This is a genomic window from Cytobacillus spongiae, assembly GCF_021390075.1.
The window spans coordinates 287763-307845 of record NZ_CP089998.1; the positions used below are offsets into that span (position 1 = coordinate 287763).

General features: G+C 39.2%; 26 protein-coding genes. 21 read left to right on the plus strand and 5 right to left on the minus strand.

Features of this window, described 5'->3' with window-relative positions; all coding sequences use genetic code 11:
• The first annotated feature begins 66 nt into the window (after positions 1–66).
• On the plus strand, positions 67–441 hold the full coding sequence (locus LS684_RS21900) for a nucleotide excision repair endonuclease (protein ID WP_169214824.1): 375 nt from the start codon (positions 67–69) through the stop codon (positions 439–441).
• A gap of 104 nt (positions 442–545) precedes the next feature.
• On the opposite strand, the gene LS684_RS21905 is transcribed toward LS684_RS21900, so the two are convergent.
• A complete protein-coding gene (locus LS684_RS21905) occupies positions 546–980 on the minus strand; it encodes a hypothetical protein (protein ID WP_169214825.1) in 435 nt (144 codons plus the stop codon).
• A gap of 105 nt (positions 981–1085) precedes the next feature.
• Complete coding sequence (locus tag LS684_RS21910) at positions 1086–1673, minus strand: cupin domain-containing protein (protein WP_169214826.1); 588 nt, start codon at positions 1671–1673, stop codon at positions 1086–1088.
• Positions 1674–1927: 254 nt separating this feature from the next.
• Between LS684_RS21910 and LS684_RS21915 the strand changes: the two genes are divergently transcribed.
• The 4 genes from LS684_RS21915 to LS684_RS21930 all read left to right on the plus strand — a co-directional run bounded on the left by LS684_RS21915 (position 1928) and on the right by LS684_RS21930 (position 4615).
• Positions 1928–2461, plus strand: a complete 534-nt coding sequence (locus tag LS684_RS21915) for a GNAT family N-acetyltransferase (protein WP_169214908.1) — start codon at positions 1928–1930, stop codon at positions 2459–2461.
• Complete coding sequence (locus LS684_RS21920) at positions 2458–2934, plus strand: GNAT family N-acetyltransferase (RefSeq protein ID WP_233811898.1); 477 nt, start codon at positions 2458–2460, stop codon at positions 2932–2934. The genes LS684_RS21915 and LS684_RS21920 overlap by 4 nt, the downstream gene beginning before the upstream one ends.
• A 300-nt stretch (positions 2935–3234) precedes the next feature.
• A complete protein-coding gene (locus tag LS684_RS21925) occupies positions 3235–3945 on the plus strand; it encodes a class I SAM-dependent methyltransferase (protein WP_169214828.1) in 711 nt (236 codons plus the stop codon).
• Positions 3946–4177: 232 nt separating this feature from the next.
• Positions 4178–4615, plus strand: a complete 438-nt coding sequence (locus LS684_RS21930) for an NUDIX hydrolase (RefSeq protein WP_349293158.1) — start codon at positions 4178–4180, stop codon at positions 4613–4615.
• 93 nt (positions 4616–4708) lie between these two features.
• Here LS684_RS21930 and LS684_RS21935 read toward each other — a convergent pair whose 3' ends face one another.
• Both LS684_RS21935 and LS684_RS21940 read right to left on the minus strand, forming a co-directional pair.
• Entirely contained in the window at positions 4709–5218 is a 510-nt protein-coding gene (locus LS684_RS21935; protein ID WP_233811900.1) for a GNAT family N-acetyltransferase, read from the minus strand.
• A 64-nt stretch (positions 5219–5282) separates the two neighbouring features.
• Positions 5283–5774, minus strand: a complete 492-nt coding sequence (locus LS684_RS21940) for a sigma-70 family RNA polymerase sigma factor (protein ID WP_233811901.1) — start codon at positions 5772–5774, stop codon at positions 5283–5285.
• Positions 5775–6040: 266 nt separating this feature from the next.
• Between LS684_RS21940 and LS684_RS21945 the strand changes: the two genes are divergently transcribed.
• The 15 genes from LS684_RS21945 (at position 6041) to LS684_RS22010 (ending at position 15735) form a co-directional block, all read left to right on the plus strand.
• Complete coding sequence (locus tag LS684_RS21945) at positions 6041–6319, plus strand: hypothetical protein (RefSeq protein ID WP_233811902.1); 279 nt, start codon at positions 6041–6043, stop codon at positions 6317–6319.
• An 86-nt stretch (positions 6320–6405) separates the two neighbouring features.
• Entirely contained in the window at positions 6406–6750 is a 345-nt protein-coding gene (locus LS684_RS21950; protein WP_233811903.1) for a hypothetical protein, read from the plus strand.
• A 245-nt stretch (positions 6751–6995) separates the two neighbouring features.
• On the plus strand, positions 6996–7361 hold the full coding sequence (locus LS684_RS21955; RefSeq protein WP_233811904.1) for a VOC family protein: 366 nt from the start codon (positions 6996–6998) through the stop codon (positions 7359–7361).
• Between the two features lie 107 nt (positions 7362–7468).
• Positions 7469–7924, plus strand: coding sequence for an NUDIX domain-containing protein (locus LS684_RS21960; RefSeq protein WP_233811905.1), 456 nt, complete (start codon positions 7469–7471; stop codon positions 7922–7924).
• A 263-nt stretch (positions 7925–8187) separates the two neighbouring features.
• Complete coding sequence (locus tag LS684_RS21965; RefSeq protein WP_233811906.1) at positions 8188–8757, plus strand: GNAT family N-acetyltransferase; 570 nt, start codon at positions 8188–8190, stop codon at positions 8755–8757.
• A 74-nt stretch (positions 8758–8831) separates the two neighbouring features.
• Entirely contained in the window at positions 8832–9497 is a 666-nt protein-coding gene (locus tag LS684_RS21970; protein ID WP_225003169.1) for an HAD family hydrolase, read from the plus strand.
• Between the two features lie 179 nt (positions 9498–9676).
• Entirely contained in the window at positions 9677–10159 is a 483-nt protein-coding gene (locus tag LS684_RS21975) for a GNAT family N-acetyltransferase (RefSeq protein ID WP_233811907.1), read from the plus strand.
• A gap of 11 nt (positions 10160–10170) precedes the next feature.
• The gene (locus tag LS684_RS21980) at positions 10171–10944 is read left to right on the plus strand and encodes a phosphotransferase (protein ID WP_233811908.1); all 774 of its coding nucleotides are present in this window, start codon (positions 10171–10173) and stop codon (positions 10942–10944) included.
• A 92-nt stretch (positions 10945–11036) separates the two neighbouring features.
• Complete coding sequence (locus tag LS684_RS21985; protein WP_225003172.1) at positions 11037–11336, plus strand: helix-turn-helix domain-containing protein; 300 nt, start codon at positions 11037–11039, stop codon at positions 11334–11336.
• Positions 11337–11469: 133 nt separating this feature from the next.
• Positions 11470–11769, plus strand: a complete 300-nt coding sequence (locus LS684_RS24345) for a DUF4306 domain-containing protein (RefSeq protein WP_169214841.1) — start codon at positions 11470–11472, stop codon at positions 11767–11769.
• A 193-nt stretch (positions 11770–11962) separates the two neighbouring features.
• Complete coding sequence (locus tag LS684_RS21990; RefSeq protein WP_169214842.1) at positions 11963–12643, plus strand: serine/threonine protein kinase; 681 nt, start codon at positions 11963–11965, stop codon at positions 12641–12643.
• 221 nt (positions 12644–12864) lie between these two features.
• Complete coding sequence (locus LS684_RS21995) at positions 12865–13554, plus strand: DUF4145 domain-containing protein (protein WP_233811909.1); 690 nt, start codon at positions 12865–12867, stop codon at positions 13552–13554.
• A 269-nt stretch (positions 13555–13823) separates the two neighbouring features.
• Positions 13824–15002: a TraB/GumN family protein gene (locus LS684_RS22000; protein ID WP_233811910.1), complete on the plus strand. Its 1179-nt coding sequence runs from the start codon at positions 13824–13826 to the stop codon at positions 15000–15002.
• A gap of 97 nt (positions 15003–15099) precedes the next feature.
• Positions 15100–15303 (plus strand): hypothetical protein, encoded by a 204-nt coding sequence (locus LS684_RS22005; RefSeq protein ID WP_169214845.1) that lies wholly within the window; start codon positions 15100–15102, stop codon positions 15301–15303.
• Between the two features lie 246 nt (positions 15304–15549).
• A complete protein-coding gene (locus tag LS684_RS22010) occupies positions 15550–15735 on the plus strand; it encodes a hypothetical protein (protein ID WP_233811911.1) in 186 nt (61 codons plus the stop codon).
• A 536-nt stretch (positions 15736–16271) separates the two neighbouring features.
• Here the strand turns inward: LS684_RS22010 and LS684_RS22015 are convergent.
• Complete coding sequence (locus tag LS684_RS22015) at positions 16272–16604, minus strand: YqzG/YhdC family protein (protein WP_169214847.1); 333 nt, start codon at positions 16602–16604, stop codon at positions 16272–16274.
• A 276-nt stretch (positions 16605–16880) separates the two neighbouring features.
• Here LS684_RS22015 and LS684_RS22020 point away from each other — a divergent pair, with 276 nt between their 5' ends.
• On the plus strand, positions 16881–19961 hold the full coding sequence (locus LS684_RS22020; RefSeq protein WP_233811912.1) for a GNAT family N-acetyltransferase: 3081 nt from the start codon (positions 16881–16883) through the stop codon (positions 19959–19961).
• Positions 19962–20083 lie beyond the last annotated feature (122 nt).

The window sequence follows — 20083 nt, forward strand, 5'->3', positions numbered from 1 at the left end:
GTATAGTATTTCTATTCCATATGTGTTACCATTACATCTTAGAGTAAATAAAGGACGTGATCATTCATGATTAACATTCAAATCCCACAAGCGGATATTTCCATAACGGAACGAAGCCAGCCAAATAATTCAGATGAACCCAGGATTAAAAGTATCCAAGGCTTCATCGATCTTCATGAAATCCCGAGGGATAAGGGCGGTATTATTTTATTTTATAATATCAATGATGAGCTTCTATTCGTTGGGAAAGCAAGAAAATTGAGACAAAGAGTCAAAAAGCACCTTGAAGACAACGTCTCACCGTTACGTAACCACAGGGATGAAGTCTATAGAATCGACGTAGCCATTGTAGAAGACGCAATGGACAGAGATATTTACGAAACATACATCATCAATAAGTTACAGGCGAAATACAACGTAGATAAAGTTTTCTACCAATAAGAAACACCGAAAAGGTACCATTGTCAACTATAAGACACTGGTACCTTTTCAATAGAAAGATTCGATATGTTCCATTCATTCCATTTAGCTCTTTATGAGCAGTTCTATTCAGAATATGGTGGATTCCATTTAGTCATCAGCTCTTCCCGAATTCCGAAATACGTCGTATCCGTACGATCAGTTGCGCCATAAGTCACCTCACATTCATCATGTGTCCATCTAATCGTAATGGACACAATAACCGATGTCCTCCTTACACCGGCAATCTCTATGTCGACCGTCTGATTCAGATTAAATGATGTTTGAAAACCTAGTTCCGTCCTTTTAGTCGAAGGAGGGGAAGGGGCATCGTCAATGTTGACATACTTTCTATTTCTGTCAACTATGTCATAGGCAATAAAAGATTTTCCTGGTTTCATACAGTATATGATTTGTACGATCCTTCCACTCTTTAAGGTCGAACCTTCAAAAGCTTCATGAAAAAGATCTTCATACTCGATAACCTCGTTAAGCATAATGGGATTTATCGTTCCATTCACTGGATTACCTCCTAAGTATATGTCTGTAAAGCTTTTATAGTAATACTTATTGGAGGAGGGCCATACATAGAACAACAGTTGAGAATGAATAGAGGCACATAGATTTTATGGCTGTTTATTCGTAACAATATTTTCTGAAGGAGGGCCAATGACTACCCCGCTTGTTCCCTCGATGGGTTCGAGTGCTTTTTTCATAACTCTTGGGTTAATGTTATAGGCCTGCTGATAAACATCAAGTGGCGTTTTAGTCAACATGGTCGAGCCTTCCTGTGTTTGGAATTGATCGTTATTAAAGAATAGAAGTAACTGAGTGTTATCTGAATTTGCTGCAATCCAGTGCCAATACCCCATTGGGATAAAGACTGTTTCACCTGATTTCGCAAGATTAAATGTCAGTACATTATTAGTAGTCGGATCCAGGATTCCAATAGTGACTGAACCTGATACGAGATAAGTAAGTTCCCATGCATTTGGATGCCAATGGGGTTCTCGTATAAAACCTTTGGACATCCTTAAATTCGCAATTGAACCTCCAATCATGGCAGGCATTTGGGTAGATGATAGTAAATACGCTATATTTTCAGGATTTCTTTCAAACAGGACACTATTTTCTATGTCAAAAAAAAGGTTTGGTGAGCCTTTACCTGTCAAATTTCTATTATCGGTGATGTATCCCGATGTTGGATTGGTCATTTGATCTTCTCCTTTTCTGTATGATCTTATATATTCTATGAAAAAGAGAGAGTTTTGATTGGATACTTGTCCAGGTCTTTTTTCCTCAACATTTCACACCGTTTCTTCCTGTATTCATAGTAGATTCAAAACCTCCTAACGAAAGATACAAATAATGATAAAATACAGATGTAAATAGACTCATCCTATTAATTGATATGGATACTTCCACTCCGTATTTCCACTAAATATGATCATAAGGAAGGGTGAATGTGATGAATCTTGCTTTTACTAAAATAATTGAACCAGACACAATCGCGGTTAACGCCATGAACCGTTGGGATAATGATCCTGAGTTAATCCCATTCATCAGACCAAATAGGGACAGAAAAGACCTTGAACATCGCTCTAATATAACATTGAATGAATTGAGTAAGCGATTGGATACTCACCACATTTACCTTATCTATCTGGATCAACATCTGATAGGGGAAATGAATTATATGGTCGATCCCGGTCATCTGTACAAAAAAGAAAGAGGTACCGCTTGGGTAGGAATCACCATCGGGGAAAGGGAAGGACGGGGAAAAGGAATAGGATTCAAGGCCATTCAATACCTGGAAAAAGAAATTAAGAGGCAGGGACTGAATAGGATTGAACTGGGAGTATTTGAGTTTAATACTCAAGCATATAAGCTCTATCAAAAACTGGGTTACCAGGAGATAGCCAGAATTTCATCATTCACATTCTGGGATAATAGAATGTGGGAGGATATCCGGATGGAAAAGTATGTTGGAGAACGAATATGAAAAGACATACAGAGGTGAAAGTGGAGGAAGTTCCCGTAGAAGACAAACTCAAATTTTATCCTTATCTCCTTTTAGCAGATGATAGCGATGAACTCGTCAGGGATTATTTATTTGAAGGTGATATGTATTCCATTAAATATGGAAATCATATTGCCGGAGTCATTTTAATGCTCTTATCTTCAGAAAACGTAGTGGAAATAAAAAATATGGCTTTGGATGATGCTTATCGTGGAATTGGAATAGGGAAAACGGTTCTGAACCAGATCACTGAGATGTATAGGATGAAAGGCATGTTAAAGGTAATTGTGGGGACAGCCAATTCAAGTATCGGCAATCTTGCTTTCTATCAGAAGGCCGGATTTCGAATGACTGGAATTAGGAAGGATTTCTTCAAAAGGTATCCCGATCCCATTTTTGAAGATGGGATTAGAGCATTGGATATGGTCATGTTTGAGATGGTTTTGAGAAAGTAACCAGCACCCTCATTGTCATGTTTTTGAAATAATTGTAACAAAAATTCTCCCTCAGCTACATGACGGTCCTATTCAGCTTGCTTCATGTCCGTATGATGTAACATGAATGGGTTGGTATACCCATAACCCTAATAATAGTTTTCAAATTGATTTAGGATATCCAGTGCGCTTCTGTGTACAGGATACTCTTTCCTTTAACCTTACCTCGGATTGCAAAATTAAAGTGAATGTAAAATCGTGGTAACCATTAATCTATTGTCTTAAAGTAAAATGAAAATAGATTAATGAGGGGGCGAGCACATGGATGAAACGATTTATAATCATGAAGACTTATTTGAGATGCTGGATTCATTATTAAAGGAACCTGCAGAATTTTGGGATGATTTTTTTGCTGATCGTAATAAATCAGTACCCATTTTTGTAAATGCACCTGATGAGAATCTAGTCTCATATGTGAAAAGCGGGGCAATCACCGGGGGGAAAGTACTGGAACTAGGATGTGGGCCAGGCAGAAATGCGATTTACTTAGCGGAAAATGGGTTTGAGGTAGATGCAGTCGATGTATCGAAAACTTCCCTTGAATGGGCAAAGGAACGAGCAGATAAAAGAAAACTGAGCATAAACTTTCTTCACCAAAATATTTTCGATTTTGACAACAAACAAAGAAAGTATGATTTTATTTACGATTCAGGATGTTTTCACCATATAGCTCCCCATAGAAGGATGAGTTACATAAATGTTATTGATCAATCATTAAAGAAAGAAGGCTACTTTGGTATAACATGTTTTCTTAAGGGCGGTAAATTAGGCGGATCCGAAATATCTGATTGGGAAGTGTATAGAAGACGATCCCTTATGGGGGGGTTAGGTTATACAAAAGAAAGATTAAAGGATGTATTCCATTTATTAGAACCGATAGAAATCAGAAATATGAAGGATACATTTCCTAATGAAAAGTTATTTGGATCCTCTGAGTTATTGACAGGATTATTCAGAAAAAGTTCATTATGAACAGTGTTCACGGTGCTTGGTTTCTATTTCGTAACGTTGAAAGGCTCCATTTTCAACAAGAAAAGATGCATCGAAGATAAGCTTCAAACCTGCTCTAGGGATAGGAGAGAGGTGATTTTTCAGATGAATTCTATAGACTATGTATCTACCTATAAGGGGGCCACTATTTTGTTTGAAACAGTATTAGGAGAACCATCACCAAAAAATAATGAATCGGAGGGAAAGATAAAATATAGTATTCCAGGGTAACAGCATACTTCTTATGCACTCAAACAGAGGCGATTACAAATTTCCGGGAGGCGGTGTGGAAGAAGGTGAAACATTGTCTGTTGCACTCATCAGGGAAGTGACTGAAGAAACAGGCTACCTGCACTGTGTAGTTAAAGAGCCCCTAGGGATTGTTACACAAAGGCATATGGACGTCCATGAAGAAGATGCCTTATTCGAAATGACCTCCCACTATTTTCATTGTGAACTAACACACCGGGATAGAATTCCTCAACAGTTAGAAGAGTACGAATGTGAGCTTGAAATGATTCCTAAATGGGTTCCACTTGATGATGCCATTGAAGAGAACGAAAAGTTGGCGGGAAGGCTCGATCACCCTCGCTGGATCCAAAGGGAGAATTTTGTATTAAGAGAGTTGAAGAGCTTAACGTATCTGGGTTAATGATTATCCTATTCAGTTCAGGATATTTTTGAGCTTTTGAAATTTATGAGAAAAGGGCTGAGAATCAATGATCCCAGCCCTTATTATGCATAGTCATTGAAAGGTCAGCCCATACTTTTTAAGCTCTTCTGTATCATTCGGCAACGTCACATACCCCTCTAACTGCATATCAAGCTTTTCAAGCAGCTTGGAGGATGAATCATTATCATGGGTAGTAATCGCTACTAGACGGTTAAACCCCAATTTTTTTGCAAGTTTCACCGTAGCACTTGCTGCTTCTAGGGCATATCCCTTAGATTGATGCTCAGAGAGAAAGGCGAAGCCTATATCTACATCTTCCAGTCCTTCGCGTTTAATCAATCCACACAAACCTATTGGAATATGATCCTCCTTACGTTCAGTCAAGAATAATCCAAACCCTTCCCTTTCATACATGGCCCTTGGACCGTTCACAATGTAACTCCTTGCATCATCCAATGTCCGGATGCCTTTATCACCAATATATTTCAGCCATCCGGGTTCATTTAACAATTTTTGAATGAATCCTGCATCAGATAATTCGACCCATCTTAATATGAGTCGGTCTGTTTCAGTCACGTTCATATGAATCACCCCATTTATAATCGCTCATTCTTTATTCTAGCTTATAAAATAATGAAAATATATATCATTCATTCACAATCTCCAATGTTCCTTGAATCCTTTCATTCGCCCCTTTACGCCACTTTTTTACCGCAGAAAGGGATACATCCTCGATCTCAGCAATTTCACTTACCGATAACATATGGAAACATGTGTAAATAACCCACTTCCTCTGATTTTCCGTTAATCCTTCACAGTAAGATAAGAGAAATTCTTGTTCAAGTGCAACCTTTGCTTGGTCATCGTTTATTAACTCGAAAAAATCTGCTTCCTTGAAGATACTTTTTTCTTCATTTTTATTTTCAATGGTTAATTGTGAAAGAATCCTTCCGCGGATATATGAGTAAGCATATGCAGAAAAAGTCCCTTTTTCAGGATCAAATTTCTGATACGATTCCCAGAGAGCGATGAGACCGGTCTGGTAGTATTCAGGTTTGTTTTTGTATATGTGTAGAGAGTGAATGATCTTATGGATCATCATGTCATATTGCAAATGAAGGTCTTCGAATGTTCCCAACTTTTTTTCCTTCTGATCAGCGCGCTTCACTTTAAATTCCCAGGTATCCTTACCTTAAAAGGAAAGTGAGCGAAGGACAAAAGGGGCAAGTTTGGATTTTAATAGAAGAAACTCAGCTTAAATATGGATGAAAAACGCAATTCTTCAAGGGTTATAGGGATTACTTTATATCATTCTTATCATGCAGTCCTTATTGGTGATGTGTTTACGACTTCATACAATAAGCAATACTAAAAGGAAAAGCCTGAATGTAAGAAGGTGAGAATTTGCCAAAGAAGAACAGTTCAGCAACATTAGACCCGGAGAGCAAAATCCTAAAGCTCGAACGAATGTTAGTAGCTGTATTGGACTATTTATCAGATGATGATGTAGAAGAAATTGATATTGAATATCTCCTCACAAATACTAAGCATCTTCGTGAATGGTGGGATGAGTATCGTGAGAGAAATAAAAAGGTGGTAGAGGATGAAATAAGAGAATCTTTAAGCAAGTTGACACTCGAAGAATTAAAAAGTATTAGGGAACAGATTAAGAAAAAAGAATGACTAACTCTTAATGATAAGCATTTCTGGCTGCAGGGTTATATACACAAGAACTGGCCGCTAAAGAACAAAAGATAAAAGCCAGTGAAGTGATTGAAATCGATGCAAAACTATTAGTTCACAGAAAAAGAGTGACCATCCGGGGCAAGTCGAATTTGAAACAGGGGGTTAGATTAACAGCAACCTTGAAATTGTTTCCCGATTCTGCCACCATGCTAGACGTGTTGAACAGCAGAAGTGACAATGAACCTAAGGAGATCACCGCCAGATATACAACCGTTGAGGAAGGTGGAGAATTTTCGCTTTCTGTTCCAAGAAGCAGTGACGAAAAAAGGTATCGAGTGGACCTGACTTTAGATCCTTTAAATCAATCAAAGGAGGTTCAACACAAATATGGGATGTATGGAGAAAAAATGGAATCCAGCTTAGGATGACAGAAATGACAGTAGATGGAGAAATTGTAACGGGTATTACACTTAGTGCTCCCATCGTAAAGGCATCTGAAGGTGGAGCAGGTGGAAATTCAGAATATTTTACAAGCAGAAATTGATACGGTCTTAATACTAACTGCCAGGACTCACCTTTCATCCAATCTAATGAAAAGGTGAGTCCTGGCAGGAGATGAGATGTTCGGTATTGAATTCTATTCTAGACGCTGGATCAAATGGAGGGAATCTTTATGATTAAAAGCCCGGTCAAAAATAAGGTCAACCTCGTTTTTATTCCTGTAAGTAACATAGAAAGGTCGAAAAAATGGTATTCAAAGATTCTGGGGTTAGAGGAGGGGGAAGAATATTTCGATCATCTATTCGTCGCAGACATGGATGGAGCAGGTATGGTGCTGGACACAATGCCCATGTGGAAGGATGAGAATGGGAGTTTACCCAGACTGAATTTTCCGGCTATCCAATTTGCCACAGATAATATCTATGAATCTTATCAATTTATGAAAAACAATGGTGTGGAATTGGTAACGGATATCCAAAATGATCAGTTCTTCATCTTTAAAGATCCTGACGGAAATGTATTAATGGTGTGCAACTAATCAACAGCGACGGGAAACACTTTTGTGTCTCCCGTCGTTTCAAATGTTAATGAAAGATCGTTTATACATATGAGGTAATGAAAACATATAAGAAGGAGAAATAACCCATGTACATCCGAAATTCAGCAAAAGCCATCATCAGGAAAGAAAATAAAATTTTACTCACTAAGAATGAAGATGAAAACGGTATCTTTTATTTACTCCCAGGAGGAGGACAGGAGCATGGGGAGACACTTCATGAAGCTTTAAGAAGAGAATGCATAGAGGAAACCGGTAGAGAAGTGAAAGTCGGGGAACTTTTACATATAAGGGAGTATATCGGAAAGAACCATGAACATGCATCTTTTGATCAACACGTACATCAGATAGAATTCTATTTCGAATGTTTTTTATACAGTGAAGGGGGCCATGATCCTGAGCCTTCCAATCCTGATTCCCATCAAGTAGGGATTGAATGGGTGGATCTGAATATGTTAGTCCAATACAGATTATATCCAAGGAAGATCAGGCAGTATCTTACTGAAGAACTGCCTGGGAGAGTATATCTTGGTGACATCAACTAAGTAGAAATTGGGACATGACTAATTTATTCATAGCAGAATATCCATCCCAGACCGGTCAAATAGAATGTTGTCGAAGAATCCGGTCCCTTCATGCTCAAATTGTATATGTCTTCCCTTCATTTCCTTCCACAGGCTTCTCATTCAGATTTTCATTCCAAGCTCATAAAATCTTTTCATTCTGCCAGTGGATATTACCATTATATTCTAAAATAGGTTATGATAATGAAAGACTGGGATAGCCTTGTTCAAGATAGGGGATGAACATGAATCTCTTATATGTGACATGGGGGCTTCCAAAGACTTGGATTGAAAAGAGGGACACAGTGAGTACATTGGATCATATTTCACTGGAATTCTACCATGATAAATATAAACCTCAGTTATCAAACTACCATTTATCAGATGAACAAATGAGATACACTTCCCTTCCAATGCAAGCCATAAGCAAATGTTCACCAGAAAAAGAACGATTCCCGATTGTCATCCTGTACGAGGGAGAAGCTGCCGGATTTTTTGTGCTTCATGGATGGGATGAAGTGAAGGCATACTGGAATAATCGAAGAGTCATTTTGGTAAGGGCTTACTCCATTCACCCTGAATTCCAAGGCAAAGGAGTGGCTTCAAAATCTATCAAAAGGCTCGATACTTTTCTAAGCGATCACTTTAAGGATAAGAATGAAATGATATTAGCTGTCAATCATCAGAATATAGTCGCTCAGCACGTTTACAAGAAAAGAGGTTTTCTTGATACGGGAGTTCGTGTGACAGGCAGGATCGGCGAGATGTTGATTCTCCATAAATTCCTTGGGCAAAGTGCCTGGGATGCTGAATAAACGTATTAAGCAAAAAAGGGGAAGGAACAATATGTGTCCATCAAGATCCTACGAGATATGGAGCTGATATACGAATGATCAAAGCTGCTTTATTTGACCTGGATGGAACCTTGTTGAACAGGGACGCATCCTTGTATGCATATGTAAACAGGCAATATGATAGAATGCATGATTGGCTAGGGCATATTCCAAAAGAATCGTACATGAAACGATTCATCGAACTAGACCAAAGAGGTTATGTTTGGAAAGATAAGGTATTCAAGCATCTCATAGAGGAATTTTCAATCCCTGATATAACCTGGGAAGAACTGCTTGATGATTATTTACTAGAATTCAAGAACAGCTGTAAACCATTTCCACATCTACATGACATGTTGGCCGAATTGAAAGAGAATGATATCAAGCTTGGGATGATCACAAACGGTTATGGCCGTTTTCAAATGGACAACATTCTGAGCCTAGACATCGAGGAATACTTTGACGAAATTCTTATCTCCGAATGGGAGGGCGTAAAGAAGCCGGCACGGGAAATCTTTCGAAGGGCATGTGAGAGGTTGTCTGTAAAACCAATGGAGTGCATATTTATTGGTGACAACCCTGAGAATGATGTTTATGGGGCCCAAAGGGCCGGGATGAAAGGTGTATGGAAGAAAGATCACGAGTGGGGCAATGCCAATCGGGCAGACTTTGTCATTGATGATCTCATGGAGTTAACCAGGTATATAAGAAGTCTAGATTGACTCTTACACCTGACCCTAAAAGGTAAAAGACTCTTTCACAATGGGATAGTAGAAGCCATCCACTTGTTCCGCCCAGATTCACTGAAGGGAAAGCACCGTTCATCAGAGGGGATTTCTTAACAGTGGGAACGTCTTGCTTTCTGTAAGTCATGGACTATTTATGAAAGTAGTGTTAGCAAATGAATATCCAACCTTTATACAAGATTCATAAAGACCGATTGAAGGATTTTTTCCAGTCTCAATGGGGGAGTTCTGTCATGGTGATATCCAGTGGTGTATATGACTGCACCAAATTAGAAGGGTTTGCTGTTGTACGCGGTGATCACACAATAAATGGATTGATTACTTATGAAATAAAAAACGACGAATGTGAAATCATTTCATTAGACAGCCTGGAAGAAGGACAGGGAATCGGAACGGTGTTAATGGAGAAGGTGATATCCGTTTCGAAACATAAAAAATGCAACCAAGTTAAGCTGATCACAACCAATGACAATCTTGACGCCCTGAGGTTTTTTCAAAAGCGTGGATTTGTATTGAAAAAACTGCTAGTGAACGCCGTGGAGAAAGCAAGATTGGTCAAACCTGAAATCCCTTTGATAGGAAATGACGGAATCCCGATCAGGGATGAGATTGTCTTGATTAGAAAACTACATATGTAAAGAAGGGTGAAATGATGCAAGCTGAATTAATGGCTAAGGTAGAAGGGATTATTGGGAAAATATTATCAGTAGATGTTTTGGAAGACCAAGGCTGTACTTCAGAAGTACGGAGACTCCTCACAGAGGAGTCAACTTATCTCCTTAAAAGCTCTTATAAAGAAAAATACAGGGAATGGGTAAGGGAAGAGGCTAATAAGCTGGAGTGTCTGAACCGTCATCCTGAAGTACCCGTTCCTACATATTGTGGCTTGATTGATGAAGAAGATTCTACACATTTGGTGATGTCATTTGAAAGGGGGATCACGCTAACCTCTGCATTAAAATATGCATCGTCCCAAGCAGAAAGGAGTGACCTTATTCAAAGTTTCGGAAAATTCCTTCAACAGTTTCATGAAAGATTGCCTGTCTCTTCTATAGACCACAAGAGGGATTGGCTGCAGGAACAACTTTTAAAAGCAAAAGACTATGTCTTGAATAACCAAACGGACGGGACATTGGAATTATTGGATGAGTTGACATCGAATAAACCTAAAAGCATTAATCAAACGATGATTCATGGAGATTGCACAACCGATAACGTACTCGTTCAAGACGGAGAAGTCCAGCTCTTTATTGATATCGGAGGGATGTCAGTTGGAGATCCAAGGTACGACGAGGCGCTGGCCATCCGAAAATTCATTAACAGTCCTGAAGACATGGACGCCTTTTATAGAGGATATACCCGCTATAAAGTATCCAGAAGTGAGTATGCTTATTTTGAGGAAGGTCTATATGAATTTTTCTGAGGATTGATCATGCTATTGAAATTAGAAGATGGACAAGACTCCCGGCAATCTGTGTTATATGGGATCATTTCATCAAATGTTGGAGGCATCTTATGAATGACATGAAAAAACTTTGTAACTCGATCAATAGTTGCCTAATAAGCTCTGATTCTCCCATAGACGAATGGCAAATGGGGGAAATTATTCAAATGTTTCGTGTGAAATCTCATTTGACTCAAGGGGAATTGGCCCGGAGAGCAAACGTGAGCTCACAAACGATCAAAAGGATCGAAGGAGGAAACGTAAGGGTTAGTGATATCACTTGCCGCGGAATATTTGAGGCACTTGGAGTGAATATTTCATTATTAACCGAGTTATTAGATGAAGAACCGGAGCGTAGAATGAGAGAATAATGGATTAATGATTGTGTTATACCCTTAAAAGACGTTTTCAACCTTGACGTTCAGCCTTGATGCTCATCTAAGGCTGAACGTCAGGGGAGAAGGAAAGAACAGGATTATTGAATATCAAAAAAGGATGAAGTTCATGAAAAAATGGTGGACTCTTTGGTTTTTATCTATTCCAATATTTCTCATTTCGTTTGTTTTCTCATTTTTTACCGATAGTAAGATTGTCTATTGGTCTCAACAGGATTGCAAACCTGAATTTATTTTCACTCCTCAGAGTGTCAAGTACTGCAGTGATATATATGCAATCGATGTGTTACTCATTTCTCTTAGGGATAATCCCATCAGTTATATTTGTTTAACCTCGGGATTATATCTTATTGGTTTTATTTTCTATCAGAAGGTTCTAAATAACAGGCAGTGGTTTCGCGGGAAATGATACCTCTTATGTTGGACGTTTCAAGGAATATATAGTTGGTGATGGTAACGAAAGCTAAAACTGTCTTACATTACTAAACATATGGGGAAGCAAAGAATTGAATAGTGCGGGGGATAGGTGCTATATTTATCTGAACAAGGATATATGTACAAACAAACCTTTAATAGAATCCAGTCATACGAAGGGAGAATATATGAGAAATAAATGGGAATCAGCATTACCTTCTCTCTCTAAAGTCATCGTGTATTCCACTCCCGATAATGAACCCGTGAGGATGCATGGTGTGGATGACAGTCTAAGATGTATCGGAGTCGGGACGGATGCAGCTGTCTTTCAATCCATTTATGTTCCAGAGTATGCTTTCAAAGTTTACGCAGAGGAGAAAGCATCCAAAATAAAAATTGAAGAAGCTGTATACAGTGCCATTGGAGATTCCCCTTTCTTCCCTACCTGCTATGGAGCTGAAGATCGTGTTCTCGTTTTAAGTTTCGAAGAGGGCCCCACACTATTCGACTGTCTGCTTCAAGGGATTCACATACCAAAACAAGCGATTCAAGATGTTGAGGAAGCGAGGCAGCATGTCAGAGATATGGGAATGAATCCCCGTGATATCCATCTGAAGAATATTCTCCTTCAAAATGGAAGGTCCAAAATCATAGATGTTTCCGAATACGTCCTTCCAGGAAATGATTTCAGATGGGAGCATTTAAAAAAAGCGTACGAAGAACATTATCATCTCCTTGAAGGTAGAGCCGTACCGTTTTGGTTACTTGAAACGATCAGGAAATGGTATCACTCTTGGAGCAGACACTTCACTACCTTTGATGATTTTATGAAAATAGCATTAAAGTTTCTGCCGTCTGCTAAAGACTGAATTATCGCCCAGAGTCTTAAAAGCTCTGGGTTTTTTGATCTCTATCAGCTCTTGAGGTTGTCAAGAAAACCGTAGTCCCAATTTCACAATTCCAGCTTTTACAAACATTAACGCTTGTAATCATATCTGACGAAGGTATAATTTTTGGTAAGAAAGCGTTCTCTTTTTTTAGCTTGAATTATCCCAATAGTTAAAATACAGCGATGTTGTAGGAGGTTCAAATGAGAGAAATATTGCCTGGATCCGTAGTGTCATATATTCAGTATGGATATCAAAAAGTTCCTAAGAAAGTTAAAAGTCGATGTCCAAACTGCTCAAAGGTCAGTGAATTTATTTTGAAAGCCAATTTCTATCAAGTGAATAAAACAGGTCTGTTTGCAGAGTCCAATTGTTCAGAATGTAAGAAACCCGCTATTTTCGTTATTATGCTAAATGATGATTCAGGTAGCCGTGGGGAAGAAGCTGGCTTGTATATTTATGATCCCCTCGCTACAAACGGGCCATTGGATCAGATACAGGGAAATAAACGCATCCCACAAGATTTGGTCAGATCATTCCGATCGGCATTGAATGTAAGTCAATCCAAGGATAATTCTGCCACCGCGGTGATGTCAAAGCGTGTATTGGAAAGTGTATTGAAGAATTTTAACGGTGACAAAACAGTAGGCCAATCTTTAGCAGAACAGTTTGACCAGTTACCGGACAATGTTGATCTGTCGAAGCCGATACAGGCACTGAGTCACCTTGTCTCTCCAAACACCCCCTTTAATGAAATGCTGGAATTGGAAAGAGACATTGACGATGAAACGGCTGGTTTACTAATTGAATTATTAGAAGGTCTCATTGAGTACTTATACGTTCTTCCGGAAAAAATAGAATCACTGCAAGAAAGAATTGAAAAAAAATATTAATCAAGTAGAGTGCCTTAGTCTCGCACTCTACTTTTTTTGAGCGGTTCACTCCAGGTGCTTACAGTCGTCTATGGTAAAAAACATCTCGTAAAGAAAGGCTGATTGAGGTCCATTCCATTTTCCATTCTTTGTTAGATCCCCCTTTTAAGTCAAGAACTTTGAGGATTATGAACAGAATTTATTTAAATTTTTCCAAAACTAGTTTATCATTATGAGACAGAAGCAATTTATTCTTAAAAGAAGTCAACGGAATCAAAGGAAGGTACATTATGACAACAGAACAGAAAAAAAACATTACAAGAATACATATAGATGGGAAGGAATACATTCTCATCGGAACGGCACACGTATCGCGATTGAGCGCAGAGCAGGTAAAAGAAGTCATTGAAGACGAACAGCCAGACACGGTTTGTGTTGAGCTGGATGAACCCAGATATCAATCGATTATTGAGGGAGATAAGTGGAGAGACACAGACATTTTTAGGGTCATTAAAGATAAGAAAGCAACGTTATTACTTATGAATCTTGCAATCGGATCTTTCCAGAGAAGGATGGCCAAACAATTTGGAATCAAGCCGGGCCAGGAAATGATACAAGGAATTGAGTCAGCGAAAGAAACAGGTGCCGAACTTGTCTTAGCCGACCGAAACATTCAGATTACATTTTCACGAATATGGAATAGCGTCGGTTTTAGTGGCAAGGCCAAGCTTTTGACTCAAATCGTGTACAGCATCTTCAGTAACGATACCATTACAGAGGAAGAACTTGAGAAAATCAAATCTCAAGATATGTTGGATTCGATGCTGAATGAGTTCACACAGGTGTTCCCTAAATTGAAAACACCATTAATCGATGAACGCGATCAATATCTTGCTCAGAAAATAAAGGATGCCCCCGGAGAGAAAGTTGTGGCCGTCCTTGGTGCTGCCCATGTTCCTGGAATCTCAAAGGAAATCTATAAAGAGCATGATCTGGACAAGCTGAACGAAAGGCCAGCTAAATCAAAATGGCCTAAAATAATCGGTTGGGCTATTCCGGTCATGATTCTTGCTGTCATTGCTTATACATTTGTATCTAATCCCGATGCGGGAATCCAGCAGGGTATTAGTTGGATATTGTGGAACGGTGGATTCTCTGCTCTTGGCGTAGCGATCGCCATGGGGCATCCACTCGCGATATTAACGGCATTCGTAGCGGCACCTTTCACATCGTTGAATCCACTTCTGGCAGCCGGATGGTTCGCGGGATTTGTTCAAGCATATTTTCGCAGACCAAACGTCGGTGACTTTGACTCACTTTCAGAGGACGTACTTAGCATAAAAGGATTCTGGAGGAATAAAGTAACCCGTATCCTCCTTATTGTCGTCCTTGCCAACTTGGGAAGTTCTTTGGGAACAGTCATTGGCGGCGCCGATGTAGTACGTTTATTCATTGAAAATGTAAAGTGAATTGAAAAAGCTATCCATTTTGGATGGCTTTATTTCTTTAATAAACTTGGAATATTATGCTAAAATGTCTTCATAAAAAGAATAGGGGGTCCAGGCTATGAATCAATTCTTCTCTAAATATTCCCATTGGCTCCTTCTCATTTTGGTAGGACTAAGCTTTATGATGGGTTTATCAATGTTTACTAAATCACTTCAAGGTCTTATCGCTGGAATTTTCGGGTTTTTTGGGTTAATGGGAGTGGCTTATCTGGTGATACATATGGAGATACAAAAGAGGAGAAGAGCAAATTCAAAGAAATAGCTTTTTTCCTGCAGTAGGTAAAAGGATAAGTCCTAGTATTTACATGATCCAGCATGGAAAGGCGAATTCAGATAAGGGGAGGTTTCCAGTCCGGTAAAAAAAGTAATCCAATTCAAATTCAACAAACTTAGAATACCTGAAATTTTTCGGTTCAGTATGCGTTTTCAAATAGAATCTTTGGGTAAATAAAGATTAACCTTTACCCGAAACCTTGTGAGGAGAGAATAATGGGAGCTGTGACTATCGTTGCTTGATATACATGACAGATACTCGATTGTTTTGTATCAAACACATATGGCAAAAAAACAGGCTACTCGTAAATCCCAAAAAATTACGATTCAAATGCTTTCCCAATATACAGGTTTCTCTGAAGAAATCATTCTCGAAGCACTTGAGTTTGGAACCATTTCACCTGATTCATGTTGTTTATGATCATATACGTGTAAAGGTCTAAGAAAATTATCCTCTCCTCCAGGGTTCCCCACATGAAAACGTGTAATATTGCTGATGCAATTTCGTTACATAATTAATTTTTGAAGAATATATTGAAAAAACAAGCCTATATTTATTATAATAATAGAAAGGATTTATAGAGGAGGATCTAATGGACACCCACAGGAGTAAAAGGATATCAAAGTTATACCGAAAGTTGATTACTTCTGATGCAACACAAGCTTTCCTTATTTATAAAGGCCTAGATGAGACTACGAAAGCAGAATTACTCGATTTGGTGGCAGAGATGGGGTCTCAGCACTCAGAAAAACTTTTGAATAAAATCAGCTAATATACATGAACAGATTTGAAGACCTGGAGGGGTAACCCCTTCAGGTCTTTCCTAATTTTAGCTGTTTTTTCCATTCTCATGAAATGGATGAAACAGAGGAAGGTTCACTGTCAATACCAATCAGTCTGACAGCATCCTTTTCCATTTATAAGGAAAAACTTCATTTCTTTTCTTTTAATGCAGATTAACGATCTGTTTCCCTGAACATGATATCGATAATTTTCTCCGTATCCGTTTCAAACTCTATATCTACCAACACTCCAAATTCTTTCTCACCACGTCTTAGCCAAAGCTTGAATTTCTCCGTAGATACTTTTGATCCATTTTCTTTTCCAATATGAAGATAGTCGACGATTTCAGCATCTGGATATTTCTCTTGTGTCTTTTTCACTGCCAGACTTCCCCATTTTGCATATGAGGGAATTTCTTGTTGAGCATATACGCCTGGGTTCAAGTCAGAAAAGGGAGCACTCGCACTATATAGCAAACCAAGAACAATGAAGAGTTTAAATTTCATAATCAACACCTTAACCTTCTTTTTAGTTGTAGGATGAACCTGTCGCCTATAAAATATTCTCTATTCCGAAGTCATTACTATTACGGAGTGGATTATATATTTTTTAATCAGAATATTCTTTACTTGGGCATCATAACATCTTAAACTGTGATGGAGGAAGAAAATCTTTCCAATCATTTGAAAGGAGGCGAAGACGATGACCGGAATCGTCAGTGAAGTAAAGAGAATGAATGAAGATGAGGTTCTATACTTAAAAACTTAGCGCAGGAGGATCATATGAAGACTACGTTGAATCAAGTGAAGATCGTCGAATATCATGAAGGTTTAGCAAAAGGGATAGCAAAAATGTGGAATGAAAGCCGAGAAAATTGGGGTGGAGATTCCGTGGTCACAACAGAACAAGACGTAAAGGATAAAGAAGCAAACTCCACCAACCTGCATCTGTTTATTGCCTTGATAGGAGATGAGGTGGCTGGTTACTGTGGATTATCTGAGTATCGAGAAGATGAAGGGTCACTTTACATTCCACTCCTTAATGTACATCCCCACTATCACGGCATGAAGATTGGTAAACAACTTGTGATGAAAGCAATCGAAAAAACTGCTGAATTAAAATGGCCCAGATTGGATTTATTTACGTGGGCGGGTAATACAAAGGCCGTACCCCTATACAAAAAATGCGGCTTTTTTTGGGAAGATCGCGAGGATACGGTTCATTTAATGAACTTTATCCCGACAGTACTTCAAATTGAGTGGCTGAAACCATTTTTCGATAAACATGATTGGTATAAAACAAGTCAACGTTTGATTGAAATCAAGCCTGATGGCTTGAAAGATAAAGAACATACGTATTATGAGTATAAGTGGCAAGCAGGTGAGGAGTTCGTCCGTATTCAATTTGAGAGAACCGGACGAAGCATACGCTTAATCGAAACACAGGATTTCCTTGTGGAAATGAAGCTGTCAGCCTTTAAGCTTCTCGAAAAGCAAGAAAATCATGTCTCCTACCACATAGAGAACCGGAGAGAAAATCCATTAGAAATCTCCATGACAGGCATATCTTCCTCTCATGTGAAGCATGAATTAAATGAGTCTTTCTTAGTGAAAAAGAAATGGACGGGAGAATTCCCTGTCACGGTTGATATGCCTCCAAGTGAACCAAGCCCATGGAAAAAACACCCGACAGTCAGTGTGAATCTTGAAGTGGACGGTCAATCGATACCATTAGCTTTAGGATTGTTCCCTAAGCAAGCAGGGAAGGTCCATTTAAGAACGATAAAAAAGAACTGGAGACCAAAGAGTGCAGGAGTTCTGTATCTAGACATGGAGAGCCAATTAGAGGAAGAAGCTTCCTGGAAGATCAAGCTTCCCCACAACAAAATAGTTGAATGGGAAAAACAGGAAATTTATGTCAACACAGGGGTTAAGGAGCGAAAATCTATCCCCATACCCGTACGGTTACTGGTGAATGGCTTATTATCATTGAATCTTCAAGTAGCCGTACAAAGAGAAAAGAAGGAAGAGATAGCATTCAGTCCGAGAATCACCCTTGCGCTGCCAGGTTTCGGTGCAAAGTTTGGCGGGGAAACAGACGAGCATTGGCTAGGCTTTAACGGTCCAAATTTTGTAGAGATTGAAAAAAGGAATCATATCGTTAAAATCGGATCGACAAGATCCATACAGGATCCCATCACGTTCTTCACACCAAAATTCGGGAAGCCATATCATGAGGAATTTTCTAAAAGAGAAGCGTGTGCTGTCGAGTACATCGAGCTTCCAGAAGCATTCGTCATTAAAACCACATTGGAGTCTTTTGCTTTTCCCGCCCTTCTTTTGAACACCTATTTTAGGATTTACGGGGATGGGTTAGTGGAAATCAGTCACGAGGTTGTCAATAACGGGGAAAATGAAAAGAAGAAGCTTTTTCTTGCTCAACCTGTCTTTACGAATTTCGAAGGAATGGCGATTCCTCAGAAAGAAGGGGTCATGGTAGGAAATGAGTCACAGGTTCCATTTATAGAATACATCAAAGACAAAGATATGAGTGAACGCTGGGTATTCACACGCTCTACTGAAGGAGAAACGATGGGCCTTGCTTGGCCGGAAGGGTCCGTAGGGAGAAAAGAAGACTGGCGATTGGCCATTGAATATGAAATAGACGTGATTTCTGCACAGGAAGAAAAGTGTCTAGGACCGATTCAAGTAGGGATTAATACTTCTACAAACTGGTCCAGATGGAGAGAAATGGTTCGTGATGAAGGAGCAGCTGAAATGCAGGAGATACCTCTGTATTCCCTTGAAAAGGAAGGGGGAGATGTGGTTTCTTCCATAGGCGAAAAGATGAGGTACACATTCAGGTCTATGATGACTCCATACCTTCATGGAAAATTAACGGTAGAACACGGAAATGAAACATTTGTTAAGGAAGTCAGCAAAGAAGAATCCCTTACTCAAATTGATTTAGAAATAGAAAATTCTGATACAGGAATAAAAAGTCTTAATGGATATTTGAAGTCCGAGACTCAACAAGGTGAAGTAGAGTCTATTCAATTGGTACACGGCACGGGTGAAGTGATGGTTGAGCGTGATGGGGATCTATGGTCCGTGAATAATGGTGTATTTGTGTTTAAAGCATCTTCAGACTACTATCCTGGCATTTTTTCATTAGTATGCAATGAAAAGGAAGTCTTCGATCATCAATTTCCTGAACCTGGACCACGAGCATGGTGGAATCCATGGGGGGGAGGAATCCGATACGCATTCCAATCGGTGAGTACCTATTCCATGTTGAAGGAGCAAACGGATATCAAGCAGGTATTCAAGTTGGACCAGTATGGTCATCAGTGGACAGGTATCTGTCTCACAACAGATTTTAAAGAACACGAACAGATGAAGGGTGTAGTTCTCCGCCAATATGCTTTAACCCTTCCAGAAGTACCAGTCTTAGCTGTATACGCGGAGATCGAACAGGCCTCTGGGAGAACCTACGCAAAAGAGCAACTGGATCTGGAGGCTTTTTTCAAAAACGGTGAAACTCTTACTTCCACTTTCGTTACACTTCCTGAACAGGGAGTATTTCAAAAATATTATGCCGGCATAGAGGAATTCGTTTTAAGAGACACACCTTATATTATGGTTGGATCAGAGGATCAATCCGATTTTTTCACCTTTATCCATTCGAATACTAGAAAGCGATCAGAAGCGTATCTAAATAAAGAGGTTCTCCTTATTGCTTCAACAAAAGAGTGGTCTGCAGCTTCAGGAGAAACCATAGTGATAGAACCAAGCATTCTTTTCTATGGGAAAGTTCACTCTCCTAAAGCAATCAAGCCGCTACAAAACATTCGCTTCAACTAATATCACACGAACCTGCCTCTTGGGCAGGTTCGTCTTTTTCTTTTGTTTAATGATAGAGGGACGGACCTGTCATCTGTATAAGGTCCGTCCATCAAAAAAACCGGATACGATCGTATCCGGTT